Source organism: Nocardia shimofusensis NBRC 100134 (genome assembly GCF_001613125.1).
Taxonomy (GTDB): domain Bacteria; phylum Actinomycetota; class Actinomycetes; order Mycobacteriales; family Mycobacteriaceae; genus Nocardia; species Nocardia shimofusensis.
Genome location: NZ_BDBT01000003.1, coordinates 357515 through 376896 on the forward strand (window position 1 = coordinate 357515; position 19382 = coordinate 376896).

Annotated in this window: 18 protein-coding genes; 8 read left to right on the forward strand and 10 right to left on the reverse strand. The window is 67.8% G+C overall.

Annotated features, from left to right (window positions below; genetic code table 11):
* Positions 1-1039: 1039 nt before the first annotated feature.
* The 3 genes from NS3_RS05340 to NS3_RS05355 form a co-directional block, all read right to left on the reverse strand.
* Positions 1040-2254 carry a DNA cytosine methyltransferase gene (locus tag NS3_RS05340; protein WP_157101176.1) on the reverse strand — a complete coding sequence of 405 codons (1215 nt, stop codon included), beginning with the start codon at positions 2252-2254 and terminating at the stop codon, positions 1040-1042.
* A gap of 694 nt (positions 2255-2948) precedes the next feature.
* Entirely contained in the window at positions 2949-4124 is a 1176-nt protein-coding gene (locus tag NS3_RS05350) for a helix-turn-helix domain-containing protein (protein ID WP_067854373.1), read from the reverse strand.
* A 122-nt stretch (positions 4125-4246) separates the two neighbouring features.
* Entirely contained in the window at positions 4247-4504 is a 258-nt protein-coding gene (locus tag NS3_RS05355) for a hypothetical protein (RefSeq protein ID WP_067854376.1), read from the reverse strand.
* Positions 4505-4697: 193 nt separating this feature from the next.
* Between NS3_RS05355 and NS3_RS05360 the strand changes: the two genes are divergently transcribed.
* The 3 genes from NS3_RS05360 to NS3_RS05370 are packed head-to-tail and all read left to right on the forward strand — an operon-like array spanning position 4698 to position 6365.
* Positions 4698-5027, forward strand: a complete 330-nt coding sequence (locus tag NS3_RS05360; protein ID WP_067854379.1) for a hypothetical protein — start codon at positions 4698-4700, stop codon at positions 5025-5027.
* Entirely contained in the window at positions 5008-5529 is a 522-nt protein-coding gene (locus NS3_RS05365) for a DUF6879 family protein (RefSeq protein ID WP_067854382.1), read from the forward strand. The genes NS3_RS05360 and NS3_RS05365 overlap by 20 nt, the downstream gene beginning before the upstream one ends.
* Complete coding sequence (locus tag NS3_RS05370) at positions 5526-6365, forward strand: helix-turn-helix domain-containing protein (protein WP_067854385.1); 840 nt, start codon at positions 5526-5528, stop codon at positions 6363-6365. The genes NS3_RS05365 and NS3_RS05370 overlap by 4 nt, the downstream gene beginning before the upstream one ends.
* A gap of 10 nt (positions 6366-6375) precedes the next feature.
* Here NS3_RS05370 and NS3_RS05375 read toward each other — a convergent pair whose 3' ends face one another.
* On the reverse strand, positions 6376-6927 hold the full coding sequence (locus NS3_RS05375) for a flavoprotein (protein ID WP_067854388.1): 552 nt from the start codon (positions 6925-6927) through the stop codon (positions 6376-6378).
* Positions 6928-7238: 311 nt separating this feature from the next.
* Between NS3_RS05375 and NS3_RS05380 the strand changes: the two genes are divergently transcribed.
* Positions 7239-7556: a hypothetical protein gene (locus tag NS3_RS05380; RefSeq protein ID WP_157101177.1), complete on the forward strand. Its 318-nt coding sequence runs from the start codon at positions 7239-7241 to the stop codon at positions 7554-7556.
* A 49-nt stretch (positions 7557-7605) separates the two neighbouring features.
* Here the strand turns inward: NS3_RS05380 and NS3_RS05385 are convergent, their stop codons facing one another.
* The 5 genes from NS3_RS05385 to NS3_RS05405 all read right to left on the reverse strand — a co-directional run bounded on the left by NS3_RS05385 (position 7606) and on the right by NS3_RS05405 (position 13368).
* Complete coding sequence (locus NS3_RS05385; RefSeq protein WP_067854394.1) at positions 7606-8985, reverse strand: DUF2252 domain-containing protein; 1380 nt, start codon at positions 8983-8985, stop codon at positions 7606-7608.
* Positions 8986-9049: 64 nt separating this feature from the next.
* A complete protein-coding gene (locus NS3_RS05390) occupies positions 9050-9703 on the reverse strand; it encodes a Uma2 family endonuclease (protein ID WP_067854398.1) in 654 nt (217 codons plus the stop codon).
* Positions 9704-9810: 107 nt separating this feature from the next.
* Positions 9811-10824, reverse strand: coding sequence for a ketol-acid reductoisomerase (gene ilvC / locus NS3_RS05395; RefSeq protein ID WP_067854401.1), 1014 nt, complete (start codon positions 10822-10824; stop codon positions 9811-9813).
* Between the two features lie 88 nt (positions 10825-10912).
* Positions 10913-11416 (reverse strand): acetolactate synthase small subunit, encoded by a 504-nt coding sequence (gene ilvN / locus NS3_RS05400; RefSeq protein ID WP_067854404.1) that lies wholly within the window; start codon positions 11414-11416, stop codon positions 10913-10915.
* Positions 11413-13368: an acetolactate synthase large subunit gene (locus NS3_RS05405; protein ID WP_067854407.1), complete on the reverse strand. Its 1956-nt coding sequence runs from the start codon at positions 13366-13368 to the stop codon at positions 11413-11415. The genes ilvN and NS3_RS05405 overlap by 4 nt, the downstream gene beginning before the upstream one ends.
* Before the next feature lie 360 nt (positions 13369-13728).
* On the opposite strand from NS3_RS05405, the gene NS3_RS05410 reads away from it, so the two are divergent.
* Positions 13729-14427: a PH domain-containing protein gene (locus NS3_RS05410; protein WP_084495056.1), complete on the forward strand. Its 699-nt coding sequence runs from the start codon at positions 13729-13731 to the stop codon at positions 14425-14427.
* A 206-nt stretch (positions 14428-14633) separates the two neighbouring features.
* On the forward strand, positions 14634-16484 hold the full coding sequence (gene ilvD, locus NS3_RS05415; RefSeq protein WP_067854410.1) for a dihydroxy-acid dehydratase: 1851 nt from the start codon (positions 14634-14636) through the stop codon (positions 16482-16484).
* A 74-nt stretch (positions 16485-16558) separates the two neighbouring features.
* On the opposite strand, the gene NS3_RS05420 is transcribed toward ilvD, so the two are convergent.
* On the reverse strand, positions 16559-17581 hold the full coding sequence (locus NS3_RS05420; protein ID WP_067854413.1) for a DoxX family protein: 1023 nt from the start codon (positions 17579-17581) through the stop codon (positions 16559-16561).
* A gap of 127 nt (positions 17582-17708) precedes the next feature.
* Between NS3_RS05420 and NS3_RS05425 the strand changes: the two genes are divergently transcribed.
* Both NS3_RS05425 and NS3_RS05430 read left to right on the forward strand, forming a co-directional pair.
* Positions 17709-18815: a PQQ-dependent sugar dehydrogenase gene (locus NS3_RS05425; protein ID WP_067854417.1), complete on the forward strand. Its 1107-nt coding sequence runs from the start codon at positions 17709-17711 to the stop codon at positions 18813-18815.
* Between the two features lie 116 nt (positions 18816-18931).
* Positions 18932-19366 carry a DUF4259 domain-containing protein gene (locus tag NS3_RS05430; RefSeq protein ID WP_067854421.1) on the forward strand — a complete coding sequence of 145 codons (435 nt, stop codon included), beginning with the start codon at positions 18932-18934 and terminating at the stop codon, positions 19364-19366.
* The last annotated feature ends 16 nt before the right edge of the window (positions 19367-19382 follow it).

Genomic DNA, 19382 nt, shown 5'->3' on the forward strand with positions numbered 1-19382 from the left:
TTGAACCCGGCCAACTCTGCCAGTTCCGGTCCGTTGTCACAGCGCAACGCAGCCGGGTAACCAAGTCGACCCGTTCGTCCTTCCAAATCGGCTTCGATTCCTTTAAGTCCGAAAAGCCATCCAGCTCTTGCCTTGCGGCAGCTGACCGGTAACTCGCCAATGTGGAATCCATACTGGGCTCACCGTGGGAGATGGTGTCCGGCAGAATCTGATAAGGGACTGGAGCGCCTTGATTACCGCAGTACAGATGAATTTCGGCGACGACGCGGATACGAGTACCGGAATCTTGATCCCACATCTCATCGGCACTGCCCTGCACCAAATCGTACAACTGGCGAGAACCGTAACCTCCTTGTGCAATTCGCCGCTTACTGTTGGCGCGTTTTTGGATCCAATCAGGGTCCGCACGGCAGATAGCGAGCACTCGCGCCGGTTGACTCCGCACGGTCTTGATCACATCGCCCCGACCGTTCCTCGGATCCGCTAGCAAGTACAGCTCCCTCGACTTCCCATCAACAAACTGCACAACCACCTGCGCGGCGACGACCTGTCCGCTTACCTGTCAGTCGCCTAACGGGTCGTAGCAGTTACATCCCCACGTCTCGCATCCGTCGAGCACAGACCAACAGACCGCAGCCAGCACGAAAGGAAGAGTAGTGAAGCTTGCCGCACCTGCGCCATCCTCTGAACGGTCCACATCCGCCGACGCCCACATTCGCCGACGTCGCAGGCCCGCTCGTAAGCGGCCAAGTATGCCCAGCTTGTCCACGGGCGTGAACGCCCGCGCCGTCGAGGCCCGCCGGCCCTCGGGGAGGTATCCATACGCCCAGTCTCACGACCCGCGACATCCTCGTGGTCATCATCTGCAGTCGATCCGTTCTCGACAGTCGCCGGAAGCTAGAACTCATCCAGTTACTACCGATCACGTGCCGAAAGGTCATCCGACATGTAGCTCATGCCAAAATACCCACTTGAGCAATCTTCTAGCTACCGACCGAAGGGCTCCCGTTCCGGATCTGGATAGTACGACTTGCCTGGGCTACGGCGCTGTCAGACGTGACACGCCGTCCTTGTCCAGATCGGCATCCCACAGCGGCAACGCCCAATTCATCCCCGCGAGCGCACCTTGGCGACCGTTCAGCTCCTCCAACCGAACCAGCGCCGTTTCGTCACGGGTGTCCCACCAGCTGCTATCGACGGCGAGGTCCAAGTCGGCCCGGCGAGGCCGACGCCCGAACACCGCAGCCGCCAGGATATAGGCACCGAGCCGAGGCGGAATCGCATTGCCGACCTGCTGGTACTGGTCCTGCCCTCGCCACGGGTAGTCGAGCGGAAAGGTCTGCAGTCGCCCGGCCTCCGCTGCAGTGAAACGCTCTAGGTCGTCGCCGCCGGCAACCAGTCGATTCCTACTGACCTTGCCGGTGATCGTTGACGACGGCTCGTAGGATTCCCGCCTGCCACGCAGTTTCGGGTTCCCGCCGGTCCCATAGTTCGACACCACCACGAACGAGTCGGGCCGCTCAGGCAGCGCGCGCGCCATCGTTTCCCATGGCAGCAGTGCCGGATCGCCTTGATCACGGGGAATGCGCTTGACGTAAGGCCGGTGAGTCTCGGAGGGGAACAGCACCTGACCGTCCAAGCGGGCGATCAGGATCGCGCGGCGTCGAGTCTGCGGAACACCGAACTGCTCGGTCCGCAGCACATCCACATCCACGGAATAGCCACGGCGCTCCAGCACCGCCGCCATCGCCTCCCAGACCGGGAGCACCGTCGGGACCTGCTCGAGCAGGATCGTCCGGAACGGTCGATCAGTCTTCATCGCCTCGAACGCCCACCGCAAAGGCTGCAGAACCAGGCCGGTTCGCGGATCATCGAGAACCTCGAGCTGCTCCATCACATCGACGCCCGAATCCATTCGGTGCACGAAACCCAACACCTGATCCAGCGCCCTACGACCACTCCCGGCCCCGGCGACCGAGTAGGTCTGGCACGGCGGCCCGCCGGTCAGTACATCCGCGTTGGGGAACTGCGCCAGCATCGAGACGTCACGAACATCCGCATGCCGCGTCCCCACCTTGGCTGCCACCCGGGTACGGCAGGCATCCTCGTCCACTTCGATCCCGACAGAAGGGACCCCCAGCCAGCGCGCCGCGACATCCAACCCACCCGGACCAGCGAACAGATCGATCATCTGTACCCGCTCCGGTGGCACAGCATCGTAGGACAAGCCGTCGGCGACGGAATTCGAGGACATTTGCATGATCGTAGCCGGCAGCGTGGGCAGGCGTAACCGTCCACCTAACCCGCGGGCTCGAGCACGAGACGTTCCGGCCTGCGGCCGTGGCAGTTCTTGATCCACTCCGCTCATCGGTCATAGTCCGACGGCCAGAAGATCATCGCGACGACCACCGCCGTCGGCAGCACGATGACGAACACAAGCCCCGCCTCCGCCGTGGTCACCTCTGCACCCCGCCGATTGCCGCCCACCGGCCAAACGACGCACGCGGCGCGGCGCACTCCACATCAGCCACCCACAACACCCGATCCAGCGTCACCGCGTCCACATGCCCGGTCGACGGAAGCAACACCACCTCCGCGCCGGACGATTCGACCTGCTCTACGAGTCCGAGTACCGAGTGCGCATCAGCCCAGCACAACTCGTATCCCAGACGTTTGGCCAAGCGTCGCACCTGAGCCGAGTCCCACTCGACTGTCGGTGAAGTCAGGTCGATCCATCCGAACGCGAGCATCCCTCTACCCCTCCATCCCCTGTCTCTGGCAAGCTCCCGCCGCCGGGGAACGATCCGGCACTTTCTGAACAGCCGGAAGGCCGTCGACCCGGCGGCGGGGCCGGTGCGAGCTTCACATCGCGATCAGCAGGGGGCTATGGCACTAGAGACAGCAGCGGCGCGGAAGTGTCACTACCGCAAAGTAAGCGGCCTTTCCGGTCAGTATTCGAGCCGAACGAAATCTGCCAGCTCTCGCATGTCCTCGGTGAGGGTGCGGCGTTCGGTGACGACATGGCCGAGGATGTCACGGGCGTAGCGCTGCTGGGCCAGCCATTCGGGAGCGGCCACGTGCACCTCGCGGAGTATGCCGATCGCCTCGCCGTACTGGCGCAGTTGGGTATGTGCGTTGGCAATGTCGAGGCGGTGGCGCAGCCGTCCCGCGGCCTGCGGGGACAGGACGGCGGCAGGCAAGTTGTCGGCAATGGCCAGCGCATGGCTCGGCCGCTCGGCAATGACGGCACACTCGGCGGTGATCTGGGCTACCGTCACGGGGCCGAACAAGCGGTTCGGATTCGGGTCGTAGAGAACTTCCCGGCCGATGCGCACTGCGGCGGCGCGGGCCAGCGACAGCGCGTCATCAGTGGCTCCAGGCGAGTTGTCGCGAACCCCGACATTCGCCACGTACAGCCACAGCCGCCCCCACAGCGCGAGTTGGCTAGGGGTCGCGGTGGAGAAGCGGGGTTCGATGTCGTCGGCCCATTTCACGGCGAGTTCCCGGGCAGCGTCGAGATTGCCCTGCCGCAGATAGGACCAGACGCCGACATTCACCGCGCCTACCGCGATTCCGCGCTCCGGCGCTGCGTCGACGGCCTGGTCGATGGTCATGGCCGCGATCTCGAACTGCCTGTTCTGCACCAACATCCAGCCGGTGAGGCCGAGCAACCGCGCGCGGATCGCGCGGCCGTCGTGGTCGGTGAGTGTTTCCGCGTCGGCCAGCAGGCCTGGTAGTACTGCTGCGATGTCGTGATGGCGGTGTGCGTCGACCATCGGCATCAACGCGCGATAGGCGGCATCGACTCCCTCGTTCGTCGGCCGCTCCTCCGACACATCGGGGGCTGCTGGTGCCGCCAGTGCCCGCCGCACGGGCTCCCAGAGATCGGAGGTTTCGGGGTCGGCGTGTTCGGCGTCTACCTGGCCGGCCTGCAAGGTCGAGGTCCGTACTCGGAGAGCGACAGCGAACTTGCGCATGGTTTCCAGGCGCACGGTCGGACGCTCGCCCTGTTCGAGTTTGCGGACCAGCGAAATGGAAACCCCTGCGGCCGATGCGAGTTGGCGCTGTGTGAGGCCACGACGCTTACGAACCGATCGCAACCGCTCTCCCAGGTCCACGCCCATATTTCGAGGCTACGACCGTAGGCCCATGTGCGCACCCCGATTTCCCACGCGCGCTCGGGTTCCGCGATTCCGAGTCGGATGAGGTCAGCCGTCACATACCACCTACGTAGGCACGGTAGGGCTCACATACCGGATTGACGCCAGCGCTGCAGCGTCCCGGTGATCGACGGGGCAAACTCTGCGGCGGAGCCGATCGCCCTACCTGCGACGAGGTCGACGGTGAACGACTCGACCTCTTTGCCCGTCACGTCGGCGATCAACTCCTGCGCTGTCGCCTCGATGGACCGCTTGTCCCCTGTCAGTGTCCACCGGTCCACCGCCGGAACATGTACCAGCCATTCCGGCCCGCAGCAGTGGACCTTGACGTAGTACCGCAGCACTGTTCACTCCTTGCCTGGTCGGCACCCGCCCCGACGCGGGCGCTGAAGATCACGGTACGAAGAGATCAACTGTCCGGACCAGAAGTGAGCACGAGTTTGCACGACTCGCCCTCAACTGCGTGTATTCGATGCCGCGACCAGGCATGATGTGCAGCCACGAGAACACTTGTGCTCACACAGGACAGGGGAAGTCATGCGCTTGCGGTTCCTCGGAAAAGGTGGCTCGGACCTGGGCGGGTGTCCCACGCTGTACGCCACCGACAAGGGAACGTATCTGGTTCAGGGGTGGGAGACGGGCCGGGTCGCGACGATCGAGATTCCGCATCTGCTCACCGGGTTCGCCGAGCCGGACACGTTCATCGGGGCGGCGCTCACCGATTCCGGACGCGGGACGTTCATGTTGAGCGGCCGGCCGGTGACCGAATCCGACACTCTGGCACAACTCGATCTCGCGGCCAACGAGACGGTGATCGAGGTGCCGAAGTTCAGGAGGACGTATTTCGGTGCTCTACCTTCCGCATGATCCGCCGGATTGGGTAGCGCTGCTGCGTGACTGCGAATCCGACGCGTTCCATCTGGAGGTGCGCGATTCCTACGCCGTTCCCACCGAATCCGCGCGCCTCGGGCGGTTCCTCGCCGGCGAACCGGCGCTGCCGGACGAGCGCAAGGCTCGATGGAACGAACTGGTCCGGGAGACGATCGGCCGGGGCGTGGCCATCAGCAGAGTTCGGGTGGTGAGCGTGCCGCACTCGGACTATCACCGCTGGTTGCTGTCGGTCACCGAGACCAATGCCGCTGCCGGCGAGGACATTCGCTATCTTCCCAGGCACCTCGCCGTCGAGGTGCCGCCGGATGACTGGTGGTTGATCGACGAGCGGCGGGTGGTCTTCAACCTCACCGACGAGTCCGGCAAGCCGGCGGGGCTGGCGGTGACCACCGATCCCCGGATCGCAGACCACTGCCGCGACGTTCGTGCCCGCCTGTGGGACGTGGCCATCCCGTTCGAGGAGTACCGCTCGCCGTGACAGACAACGTGCACGACGCCAGGGCGGTACTCGGAGCGAGGCTCCGGGAACTGCGGGTCACCGCGGGGCTGACCAACCGGAAACTCGCACAGCTGGCCGGGTGGCACGAGTCGAAGGTCTCCAAGATCGAGTTCGCGCGGATCAAGCCGTCGGACGGAGACATTCGCGCCTACTGCGGGCACTGCGACGCCGCGGATCAACTGCCCGATCTGCTGGCGACGCTGCACGATATCGATGTCGCCTATCTCGAATGGCGCAAGATCCTCGGGACCGGGGTGCGCCGCAGGCAGCAGAAGTCGCTACGGCTCGAGGCGACGGCCGCTGTCATCCGGGACTATCAGCCGCAGATCGTGCCCGGCCTGTTGCAGACCGCGGAATACGCCGCCGCCAAGTTGAAGCGGGGCATCGAGTTCCATCAGGTGCCCGACGATGTCGAGGAGGCCGTTGCCAAGCGCATGGAGCGCCAGCGTGTCCTGTATCAGCGCGACCATCTGTTCCATTTCGTGATCGCCGAGCAGGCCCTGCGGACCACGGTCGGTGACGACGAGGTGATGGAAGGACAGCTCGACCGGCTCTCCTCGCTCATCGGGATGCCTCGGGTGACGATCGGGATCGTGCCCGCCACCGCCGAGGCTCTCGTCGTCTCCACCAATTTCGTGATGTTCGACAACCGATTGGTGATGGTGGAGGGCACTGCCGCCGAGTTGACCATCACCCAACCACGGGAGATCGCCGTCTACGGGCGGGCGTTCGATCTCCTCGCGCGCCAAGCGGTGACCGGCAAACGCGCGCGCGAACTGATCGGCCGGATAGTGCGAGACCGTTCCCGGAGCTGACGCCGATCGCCTATCTGAGCCGATGGTCCAGCAATGCCTGCCACGCCTCGTCCCACGGGAAGACTTCCACACGCCGCTCCCCCGTGCCCGGCTCGTGCTGTTGGTGGAACTGGTCCCCGACGAGCACGCTCACGCCCCAATCCGACAACTTGAAGATGGCTTCCTGCACTGCGGGAAAGCTCATCTGCGCCTTGTTGGAGAACGGCACGGCGACCACGGGGAGGCCCTTGCCGACTCCCTCCACCAGCAGTCCGAGCGGCAGAGTGTCCGAGATGCCCGCGGCCCATTTGGCCAGGGAGTTGCAGGTGATCGGGGCCGCGATCATGGCGTCGGCGGGCGGGAGCACATCGGGAGTCCCGGGATCTTTGTAGCGGCTGCGCACCACATGGCCGGTCGCCGCCTCGAGTGCCTGCGCATCGATGAATTTCAGTCCGTCCGGAGAGGACACGACGCATACCTCCCAGCCGTCCGACCGGGCGAGTTCCACCAGCTTTCCGACATCGCGCGCCGCTGGTGAACCGGTGACAATGATGTAGAGCACGGGCGCTTTCGGATCGTTCATGCTGCCATCGTCTCAGTTTCGGGCTGGGGACCATGGGGTGAAAATGGGCCGGAGTATTCGTCTTTCCCGCGTGAGTCAGGGTTTTCCCTGAGCCGGCCCCCTGCCGGGTGCTGACATTTCCACCGAATCCGGGACAGACAGTGACCTTTCGGGCCGTATGCAGCAGAGTGTTGTTCGTGCGCGCACGATGCGGGGTGCCGGGGGTCGCGGCTCGTGGCGTGGGCGCGCGGCCGCTCGCCGGTGACGGCGGGCGAATCCCTTCGGGGGACAGGCGGGCGTGACGTCCGCCGAGGATCGAAAGGACAGAGAAGGTGAATTCGACGACCCGTTCCGAGCAGGCTCGGCGCCGAGTGGCCCGAGTGGCCATGGCAGGCGCGCTCGCCGCGATTCCGTTGACCGCGTTGGCGGTTCCCGCGTCGGCACAGCCGGCGGTTCCCGGGGTGACCGAGGTGAGGCACGGCCACCACGATCGGCACGACCGTGACTGGTTCGGCTGTGACGCGCCGGGGCACTGGGACGACTGGGCCCATTCGCCGGGCCGCCGGGACGACTGCAAGCACTGGAACGACCCGCACCTGCAGTTCTTCCACCATCACAAGCCGCACGGGATCTTCTTCGGCAGCAGCTAGTCGGTGGCGAGACGGTCCGGCTCCGCGCCGGGCCGTCTCCGGTCGTCGGTCATGCGATTTCGGCCGCCTGCACTTCGCCCCAGTCGATGGCCTCGATGAGGCGTTGGTGGTCGGCGGCGGTCCGGTCGGCGTAGGAGAGGGCGAAAGCGCCCATCGCGCGGTCGAAGGTGTCGCTCTTGCCCAGATAGGTGGCTATGGCGACACGGTCGCCGGAACGGGCGTGCGCGCGGGCGAGGGTGCGGCCGCACAGTTCGCCGTAGCGACGGAGCAGGGCGGGTCTCATGGTGGCGAGGTCGGCGGAGCCTTTCATGTCCCGCAGTTGCCGCCAATAGAAGTGCCTGCCCGCGGGGCCGGTGCACCAGCCGAGGAAGATGTCGGCGGCGGCCTGGGTCAGGCGCTGGCCGTGGACGACTCGGGCGCCCTGCTGCTCGTAGCGGCTCGGCGCGAGGTGGGCGGCCAGGACGGACTGCTCGGCTTCCTTCACCTGGAGGAACAGCGGCGCTCCTGTGTCGCGCTCGGTGAGCAGGACGATGAAGCAGCGGGTGCCCACGCTGCCGACGCCCACGACCTTGCCCGCGACGTCGACGACGCGGTAGCGGTCGAGCAGGACGCGGCGTTCCTCGGGCAGGGTGTCGCGGTAGGCGGCGAAGACCTCGTTCACGATGCCGATGTCGAGACGGTCGGCGGTGATGACCAGCGGTGGGTCGGCGCGGATGTGCGGCATGCCGTCGGGGCCGGGTTCGGTGAGTTTGCGCAGCGCCTGCAGGCTGGTTCGGCCGCGGGCCGCGGCGAGGGTGTGTTCGACGCGGCTGCGGGTCTCGGGTTCACGGATCAGTGCCGTGGCTTCTTCGAAGTCGGTGCGCTCGTACCAGATGGTCAGCGCGTCGGTTGTCGCGTACTCGCGCATGGCTGTGCGGTAGGCGGCGGCCGCGTCGACGGCGGCGCGGGTGGCGTGGTCATCGACGAAGCCGTTGGCTCGGGCGGCGACGGCCAGGCCCGCGACGAGGCGTTTCACGTCCCACTCGAAGGGGCCGGGCAGGGTTTCGTCGAAGTCGTTGAGGTCGAAGACGAGGGCGCGTTCGGGAGAGGCGTAGAGGCCGAAGTTCGACGGGTGGGCGTCGCCGCACAGCTGGACGGTGAGACCGGTGTTCGGGGTGGCGGCGAGGTCGACGGCCATGACGGCCGGCGCGCCGCGCAGGAACGGGAAGACGCCCGCGGCCATCCGGGCGTAGCGGATCGGAACCAGCTCGGGCACTCGGGTCTTCGCCTGCTGCTGGAGAATGTCGATCGGTTCGCGGCGGTCGGCCGGTGGTTTCCAAGCTCCGAGTTCGGAACGTGCGACGCGTCGGCGGGCGGCACGGCCGGTCTCCTTCGACGACTCGGCCGATGCGCCGGGGTCTGCGGGGGTGGTGGCAGCCGTGGGGGTCATTCTCCCAGTCTCGGTCCTGGGGTCGCCGAGATGCGGCAATTCGACGCACGCGCCGCCGCCGAGTTCAGTAGGCGAGTTCCTGCCAGGGGATGTCGATCGGGAACGGGAACCCGATGTGCACGCCGTCCTCATCGGCGGGGGTCCATTCTCCCGCCAGCAGATAGTTGGCCGGGCGCAGCGGTCTCACCCCCTCGGGGAGACGGCCGTGCCCGGTCTCCAGTGCGTAGGCGCGGACGACAGCGATGGCACTGTCGGTCCGCGCGATCGTGACCTCCCAGTACCAGGGAATCCCGGCGCCCGCGTAGCGGCCCTTCTTCGCTTCCATGTCGGTCTGAGTGTTGGACGGTGACAACACTTCGCCGACCATCAGGGTGTCGGCGGCGCGGACATCCTGGAACGGGGAATCCAGGCAGCGATATACCAGGAAGTCCGGCGTCAGGAAGTTCGATTTGCCTGTGGCGCCCAGGAACACGTTGGTCTCGACATCCACCTGCCAGCAGGTATCGGGCCGGCGCTGCATGCTTGCACGCGCGCACCGTTCGAAGGCATTGCGCATCCGAACGGTGAACCGCTGGTGCTCGCTCGGACCACGTCGTACCCACACCACCCGCCCATCCCAGAGTTCGATCTGATCGGCGATCTCTTCGGGCAGTTGCTCGAGCTCTTCCCAGGTCATGAACTCCGGGAGATCCGGCTTCTCGATGTGCGGCACGGGCATGTCGTCATGGTAGGCGGCGACAGGATCGAATGGCGGCGACCGAACCGGACGTGCAGACGACGAAGGGCCGCCCGCGAACGGACGGCCCTGTCGAGGGGAAACCGGGATCAGGCGGTTTCGGTGATGGGGCGATCGACCCAGCTCATCAGGTCGCGCAGCTTCTTGCCGGTGACCTCGATGGGGTGCTCGGCGTTCTGCTTGCGCAGGGCCTCGAGCTCCTTGTTGCCGCCTTCGACGTTGGCGACCAGGCGCTTGACGAAGGTGCCGTCCTGGATGTCCTTGAGGATGGCCTGCATCCGCTCCTTGGTACCGGCGTCGATGACGCGCGGGCCCGAGAGGTAGCCGCCGAACTCGGCGGTGTCGGAGACCGAGTAGTTCATGCGGGCGATGCCGCCCTCGTACATGAGATCGACGATCAGCTTGAGCTCGTGCAGGACCTCGAAGTAGGCCATCTCGGGGGCGTAGCCGGCCTCGACCATGACCTCGAAACCGGTCTTGACCAGTTCCTCGGTGCCGCCGCAGAGCACGGCCTGCTCACCGAAGAGGTCGGTCTCGGTCTCTTCCTTGAAGGTGGTCTTGATGACGCCCGCGCGGGTGCCGCCGATGGCCTTGGCGTAGGACAGGGCCAGCGCCTGGCCCTCACCCTTGGGGTCCTGGTCGATGGCGATCAGGGCGGGCACGCCCTTGCCGTCGACGAACTGACGGCGCACCAGGTGGCCGGGGCCCTTGGGGGCGACCATGCCGATGGTGACCTCGGCCGGGGGCTTGATCAGACCGAAGTGGATGTTGAGGCCGTGGCCGAAGAACAGCGCGTCGCCGTCCTTCAGGTTGGGCTCGATGTCGTTGGTGAAGATCGACGCCTGCGCGGTGTCGGGGGCCAGCACCATGATCACGTCGGCCCACTCCGAGACCTCGGCGGGGGTGCCGACGGTCAGGCCGGCTTCCTCGGCCTTGGGACGCGACTTCGAGCCCTCCGCCAGACCGACGCGAACCTCGACGCCGGAGTCACGCAGGCTCAGCGAGTGGGCGTGGCCCTGGCTGCCGTAGCCGATGACCGCGACCTTGCGGCCCTGGATGATCGACAGGTCGGCATCGTCGTCGTAGAACATCTCGACTGCCACGTGGTTGGTTTCCCTTCTGGAGGATCATCCCCGCCGGCGGCGGGGAGCACCGTGCTGACGCACGGGTGACGGTTTGGAATTGTGCTACTCAGCGGGTGGCGGTGATGGACTTGGGTCCGCGACCGACCGCGACGACACCGGACTGCACGATCTCCCGGATGCCGAACGGCTCGAGCATGCGCAGCAGCGCGTCGAGCTTGGAACGGGTGCCGGTCGCCTCGACGGTGAGCGCGTCCGGCGAGACGTCGATGACCTTGGCGCGGAACAGCTGCACGGCCTCGATCACCTGGGTCCGCACGCTGGCGTCGGCGCGCACCTTCACCAGGATCAGTTCGCGGGCCACCGACGCGTCGGCGTCCTGCTCGACGATCTTGATGACGTTCACCAGCTTGTTGAGCTGCTTGGTGACCTGCTCGAGCGGCAGATCCTCGACGGTGACGACGATGGTCATCCGCGAGATGTCGGGCAGTTCGGTGCCACCGACCGCCAGCGACTCGATATTGAACCCACGGCGGGAGAACAGGCTCGCCACCCGCGCCAGCACGCCCGGCTTGTCCTCGACCAGGACGCTCAGGGTGTGGGTGCTGCTCATGCTTCGGTCCCCTCGTTCTCTGCTGCCTGCTGCTGGCCGTGCGTCATCGCCTCGTGGATGACGGCGGGCTCGGCGGCCTGCTCGTCCTCGTCGAAGAGCGGACGGATGCCGCGCGCGGCCATGATCTCGTCGTTGCTGGTGCCCGCGGCGACCATCGGCCACACCTGGGCGTCCTTGCCGACGATGAAATCGATGACGACGGGGCGGTCGTTGATCGACTGCGCCTCGCGGATCGCGGCCTCGACCTCCTCCTCCTTCTCCACCCGGATGCCGTGGCAGCCCAGGGCTTCGGCGAGCTTGACGAAGTCGGGGATGCGCAGAGTGTGGGTGCCCAGGTCGGTGTTGGAGTAGCGCTCCTCGTAGAACAGGGTCTGCCACTGGCGGACCATGCCGAGGTTGCCGTTGTTGATCAGCGCCACCTTGATCGGCACGCCCTCGACAGCGCAGGTGGCCAGTTCCTGATTGGTCATCTGGAAGCAGCCGTCGCCGTCGACCGCCCAGACCTCACGGTCGGGCATGCCCATCTTGGCGCCCATCGCGGCGGGCACGGCGTAGCCCATGGTGCCCAGGCCGCCGGAATTGAGCCAGGTGCGCGGCTTCTCGTACTTGACGAACTGGGCGGCCCACATCTGGTGCTGGCCGACGCCCGCGCAGTAGATGGCGTCGGGTCCGGCCAGGCGGCCGAGGGCATCGATGACGAATTCCGGCGACAGCGAGCCGTCGCTCGGTGGGGTCCAGCCCAGCGGGTACTGGTCGCGGATGCCGTCGAGGTAGGTCCACCACTCGGTCAGGTCCAGCAGCGGAGCCTCGCCGCCGAGGGCCGGGTCGGCCTGCAGGGTCTCGACCAGCTCGGCGATGACCTCTCGGCAGTCACCGACGATCGGGACGTCGGCATGCCGGTTCTTGCCGATCTCGGCCGGGTCGATGTCGGCGTGGATGACCTTGGCCTCGGGCGCGAAGGAGTCGAGCTGGCCGGTGACCCGGTCGTCGAAGCGGGCGCCGAGAGTGATCAACAGATCCGACTTCTGCAGCGCGGCGACGGCGCCGACGGTGCCGTGCATGCCCGGCATGCCCATGTTCAGTCGATGGCTGTCGGGGAACGCGCCGCGCGCCATCAGGGTGGTGACCACCGGGATGCCGGTCAGCTCGGCCAGCGCCAGCAGCTCGGCCGAGGCGTCGGCCTTGATGACGCCGCCGCCGACGTAGAGCACCGGGCGCTTGGCGTCGAGGATCATCCTGGCGGCCTCGCGGACCTGCTTGCCGTGCGGCTTGGTGACCGGGCGGTAGCCGGGCAGCCGCATCTCCGGCGGCCAGGTGAAGGTGGTCTGCGCCTGCAGCACGTCCTTGGGGATGTCGACCAGGACGGCGCCGGGACGACCGGAGGCAGCCAGGTAGAACGCCTCGGCGATCATGCGCGGGATGTCGATGCCGTCGGTGATCAGGAAGTTGTGCTTGGTGATCGGCATGGTGATGCCGGAGATGTCGGCTTCCTGGAAGGCGTCGGTGCCGATGAGGCTGCGGCCGACCTGGCCGGTGATGGCGACGATCGGGACCGAGTCCATCTGGGCGTCGGCGATCGGGGTCACCAGGTTGGTCGCGCCGGGGCCGGATGTGGCCATACACACACCGACCTTGCCGGTGGCCTGCGCGTAACCGGTGGCGGCGTGGCCGGCGCCCTGCTCGTGGCGCACCAGCACGTGACGGACCTTGGTGGAGTCGAACAGCGGGTCGTAGACGGGCAGGATCGCGCCGCCGGGGATGCCGAAGACGGTGTCGACGCCGAGCTCCTCGAGCGATCGGACGACCGACTGCGCGCCGGTCACCCGCTCGGGCGGGACCTGGCGGCGGTTGGCCGTGCCGGCGGGCTGATTCGCCTGGCTACCGGTCTGCTGATTCGCCGAAGGCGCTGACCTGCGGGCCGAGGGCCCGGGTCGTGCGGTTGGTGCGCTCACCGTCTTCGTTCCTTACTTGTCGTTCCGACCCCGGACAACACTTGTGTGCCTGGCACGACCGGCGTCTGCGACCCGCCGCGCCGGACGATGCCCGAACTCGAGATGTCCGAACACAAAAAAGCCCTCGACAGCGATGGCTGTTCGAGGGTGGCGCGTCGCAAACGCGAGCTGACGTATTCGACTCAGGCAGTCAGGCTCAACGCTGGACGCGCCGGCCGAGTACGAGCAACTCGTTTCGATTCACGCGCACGACGTTAAGGCCGCGTGAACCGAACAGTCAAACAGATGACCCCGCGCGTCCCATTATGTGGGACAACAGTGGTTGCTTGTGTCCGATCACCAGGATGCGAGGATGGTGGTGTGTCATCACCGCATCAGTCCGTGCCACCGGGTAAATCGTCCCACACCGCCGAGACCGGATCGTCGACGGGTAGCTCGTCGGCTGCCGCCGGTCACCGGACGGTCATACGGGTCACTCAGCTCGCCTACCTCGGCGTGGTGGTGCTCGCACTGGGCGTGTTCCTGTTCGTCGTCGGGTGGCCGAAGCTGCTGTGGTGGCTGATGCTGCTGCCCGTCGTGGTCGTCGTGTGGATCGCCCGCACGCGGACCGTGGTGTCCGACGACGGGCTCGATCTGCGGCGGGTGTTCTCGTCCCGGCATCTGGACTGGGAACAGGTGAAGGGGGTGAGCATTCCCAAGCGCGGTTACGTACGGGCGCACCTGGCCGACGATTCGGTGGTGTCGCTGCCCGCGGTCGGCTACGACCAGCTGCGCAAGCTGATCACCGCTTCGCAGGGCAGGCTGCCGGACGTGTTCGCCGCCGAGGAAGCCAAGCGCCAGGCCGAGTGGGAGGCGCGACGGGAGGCCGAGAAGGCCGAGGAGTCGGCGCAGGCCGAAGAGACTTCGGACGCTCCGGCGACCAGCGACGCCCCGAAGACCGGCGACACCACGAAGACGAGCGACACCACGAAGACCGGCGACACCGAGAAGCCCGCCGACACCGGGACGACCCCGGAAACCGGGAAGGGCGCGGACGAGACCCGCTCCGACGAGGGCTGATCCCCGTCTCCCGCCGGGCCGTTCGTGAGCCCGGCGTAAGCTCGTGGGGCCGTGCAACAGGCGGGTCACCCGGTGCGGCGACCCCCGATCGACCCGCTCACGCCGACGGCACCACCCTTCTCCGTCGGCGCGAGGTCCGCGGCGACACGCAGCGCACACCCGCCCCAGCACACTCAGCCCACCGCACCTTTCGAGGACGATCACACATGCCACCGCTTCGTTCACGCACCACCACCGCCGGACGCAATGCCGCAGGCGCACGCGCGCTGTGGCGGGCCACCGGCCTCACCGACTCCGACTTCGGCAAGCCCATCGTCGCGATCGCGAACTCCTACACCCAGTTCGTGCCCGGCCATGTGCATCTCAAGGACGTCGGCGAGATCGTGGCCCAAGCGGTCCGCGCCGCGGGTGGCGTGCCGCGCGAATTCCACACCATCGCCGTGGACGACGGCATCGCGATGGGCCACGGCGGCATGCTCTACTCGCTGCCCTCGCGCGAGATCATCGCCGACTCGGTGGAATACATGGCCAACGCGCACACCGCCGACGCGCTGGTCTGTATCTCCAACTGCGACAAGATCACCCCCGGCATGCTCAACGCCGCCATGCGCCTGAACATCCCGGCCGTGTTCGTCTCCGGCGGGCCGATGGAGGCTGGTAAGGCCGTGGTGGTCGACGGTGTCGCGCAGGCTCCGACCGACCTGATCACCGCGATCTCGGCCAGTGCCAACGCCGCCGTCTCCGACGACGGTCTCAGCGAGGTCGAGCGCAGCGCCTGCCCGACCTGCGGTTCCTGCTCGGGCATGTTCACCGCCAATTCGATGAACTGCCTGACCGAGGCGCTGGGCCTGGCCCTGCCCGGCAACGGCTCCACTCTGGCCACCCACGCCGCCCGACGCGCGCTGTTCGAGCGGGCGGGCAAGGTGATCGTCGACATCGCCAACCGCTGGTACCGCGACGACGACGCCTCGGTGCTGCCGCGCAATGTCGCGAACGCCAAGGCCTTCCGCAACGCGATGGCTCTGGACGTGGCGATGGGCGGTTCCACCAACACCGTGCTGCACACCCTCGCCGCCGCGCAGGAAGGCGAGATCGACTTCGACCTGCAGACCATCGACAAGATCAGCCGCCGGGTGCCCTGCCTGTCGAAGGTCTCGCCGAACTCCGACTACCACATGGAAGACGTGCACCGCGCCGGCGGCATCCCCGCCATCCTGGGCGAACTGCGCCGCGCCGGACTGCTCGAGACCGACGTGACCACCGTGCACACCGCGAGCTTCGACGAGTGGCTCGACACCTGGGACATCCGCTCCGGCAAGGCGTCCGAGGAAGCGATCGAACTGTTCCACGCCGCGCCCGGCGGGGTGCGCACCACCGAGCCGTTCTCCACCGAGAACCGCTGGTCCTCGCTGGACACCGACGCCGCGGGCGGCTGCATCCGCGACAAGGAGCACGCCTACACCGTCGAGGGCGGCCTGGTCGTGTTGCGCGGCAACATCGCTCCCGACGGCGCGATCCTCAAGACCGCGGGCATCGACGAGGACCTGTTCTCCTTCCAGGGCCCGGCCGTGGTGGTCGAGTCGCAGGAGGAAGCCGTGTCGATGATCCTCGGCAAGAAGATCCAGCCCGGTGACGTGGTCGTGGTCCGATACGAGGGCCCGGCGGGCGGTCCGGGTATGCAGGAGATGTTGCACCCCACCGCGTTCCTGAAGGGCGCGGGTCTGGGCAAGAAGTGCGCGCTCATCACCGACGGCCGGTTCTCCGGCGGCACCTCGGGTCTGTCCATCGGCCATATCTCGCCGGAGGCGGCCAGCGGCGGCGTGATCGGCCTGGTCGAGAATGGTGACCAGATCCGCATCGACGTCGCCACCCGCACTCTCGAGGTGCTCGTGGACGACGCGGTGCTGGCCGAGCGGCGCGCCAAGATGGACGCCTCGGAGCGGCCGTGGCAGCCGGTGGACCGGCAGCGTCCGGTCACCACGGCGCTGCGCGCCTACGCGGCGCTGGCCACCTCGGCCGACAAGGGCGCGGTTCGCCAGGTGCCCGAGCGCTTCTGACCCCCGATCGCCGACGACGAAGGCCCCGGCTTCCCGAGAGCCGGGGCCTTCGTCGTGCGGTCCGGAGGTGGACGTCAGTCGAAGGGGCCGATGCCGGTCAGCGGGTTGCCGCCGTGCAGGTACCAGAAGGTGAGGGCGGCGGCCACGACCGCGAGCAGCAGGGCGGTGAGCGAGCCGATGAAGGGTCGGGTGGCCCAGCCGCGGCTGCGGTCCAAGGAGAGCTTGCCGGGGCCGGTGAGGATGATCGCCACGGCCGTGCCCGCCAGGATGGTGTCGATCTCGACGCCGGTGGGGACCGAGGAGTTGAACTGGAATCCGGGCAACATGCCCTGCTTCCAGGCCCAGGCGTTGAGGATCACGGCGAGCACCGCACCCGCGGCGAGCGGGGTGGCCAGGCCGAGGATCAGCAGTGCGCCGCCACCGACCTCGCCGACGACGAGCAGGATCGTCGACAGCGTGGGGTGGTCCCAGCCGCCCTCGGCCATCATGTCGCGGGTGCCGTCCAGGCCGGAGCCGTGGAACCAGCCGGTCAGCTTCTGCAGACCGTGGTAGAGGAAGATCGCGCCGACGACCAGGCGCAGCACGAGCAAACCGAGATCCAGCGTGCCGCGCCGGTTCTCGGCCGCGCGTCTGCGGGCCGCGGCGCTGCGCTCGCCGGGGGTGTTCGCGGCGGGCGGGATGCTGGCGTAGGCGTAGGCGGCGGTCTCGCTGCCCCGGTCGGCCACGGGTTCGGCATCCGGGCCGGTGTCCTCGTCGAGACCGGCGGCCGTGGCGGCCGAATCCTGCTTGCGAAGGTCGGGCTTGCCGGGCTCGGGCTGGGTGGGCTCGGAGGTGCCGGGACGCGGCTCGGCCGGGTCGGCGGACTTCACAGGTCCGGTCGCGGCCGCGCGGTTTTCCACCGTTGGCACGTCCGGGTCCAGGCCTAGCTCCTCGTCGGTACGTGGCACGTCCCGTGTCGACAATTCCATCGCCCGGAACTGCTCGGTGGGATTGTCCATCGGACTGGTCACGCGGCTCGTGGACGCGCCGGTGGTGGACACAGCGGACCGGTTGCCCTCGGTGGAACCTGCGGACGTCGCTTTCGGCTTGTCGCTCACGGCTGTACACATTAGGCCGCGAAACCCGAGCGTGCGGCCGGTACGGGCGACGGCGTGTCCGCGAACCTCCGGCGGGACCCCGACCCGGCGGCAGCGCGAGCGGCGGGGTTTCCGTAACGTCTGGGGCATGAGATCGGTTGCCGTGGCGCGCGTCGCGATGTGTGTGGCGCTCGGGTCCACTCTGCTGGCCGGATGTGCGAGGTTCGACGATTCCGCGTCGAGCCCGTTCACGCCCGAGCCGACATACGCACCGGCCGCTCCGGAATCCCCGGATCAGCCGCCGAACTCCACTACCAGGCCGAGCGGCCCGTGCATCGACCAGGACCCCTCGGTGGTCGCGACCTGCCTGGACACCACCGGCGGACTGGTCGGCATCGGGGAGGGCGTGCTGGTCGCCGAGCGTCGCACCGGGCGCATCGTGAAGGTCGTCGATCCCGACATCCCGCCGGTGGAGATCGCCACCCTGCCGGTGGACGGCTCCGGCGACGGCGGGCTCCTCGACATCGTGCTCTCGCCGACCTACGGCGAGGACGGCCTGATCTACGCCTACATCACCACCGGCTCCGACAACCGGGTGGTACGGCTGGCCGAGAACGGCGCGCCCAAGGACATCCTGACCGGAATCCCCAAGGGCGCCACCGGCAATCGCGGCGCGATCGAATGGGCCACCCCGGACCGGCTGATGGTGCTGACCGGCGACGCGGGCAATCCCGGCCAGGCGAGTTCGCCGGGCTCGCTGGCGGGCAAGCTGCTGAGCCTGGACTCCCCCGCGCCCGGCGCCACATCCCCCCGGATCGTCGCCTCCGGTATCGGCACGGCCGGTGACGTGTGCCGCGACAGCACCGAGGCGGTGTGGTTCACCGACCGCACCGCTGTGGCGGACCGCCTGCAGCGGCTCGGCCCGGACGGCACCCTGTCGGTCGCGTGGACCTGGGCGGATCGCCCCGGGGTAGCGGGCTGCGCGGCGGTCGCCGACGGTGTCGCGGTCGCGCTGACCGACGCCAAGGCGGTGGCGATCGCCGCGACCGACCCGGCCACCGGCGCCGTGACCACCGCGCCGACCCTGCTCGTCCAGGACCGCTACGGCCGGATCGGCGGGGCGACCATCGGCCCGGACGGCAATGTCTGGGTCGGCACGGTCAACAAGAGCGACGGCGGCGCGCCCGGCCCCAACGACGACCGCGTCGTGATCGTCCCGCCGCCCTCGGGTGGCGGCGGCGGTGGGCCCGACTGATCGGCTGACCGACCGAGGACGTACGGGACCGACCAGCGCCTGAGCCGCCGAGGTCCGGGCTGTGTCGGTCCTCGCCGCTACGCTCACCGCGCATCGACCGAGAAGGGAAGAAACACGTGGGAGCTTGGGGCGAAGGGCCTTTCGACAACGACGGTTCGCACGACGCGATCGCCGGATTGCGCGACGTCGACCAGGAGGCCGCCGAAGCGCACATCCGCCAGGTCTTCCGCGACGTGCTCGAGCAGGACTACGTCGAGTGCTACGAGGCGCAGGGCGCGATCGGCGTCGCGGTGCTGCTGACCCATCTGGACTCGCCCCTGCCCGACCCCGACATCGTCCGCAGCGCCGAGGGAATCGAGCTCACGGTCACCGCCGAACTGCGCGAACTGGCGGCCCGCGGCCTGCGCCGCCTCCAGAACCCCGCCGACAACGAGTGGTTCGAATTGTGGGACGAGGGCGGCGGCGGGTTCGGCGAGACGATGTCCCGCTCCCTGGACCGTTTCCTCGACGCCCTGAACGGACGATCCGCCGAAACCCGTCCGGTGAACTAGATCTTTCGCTCCCGAG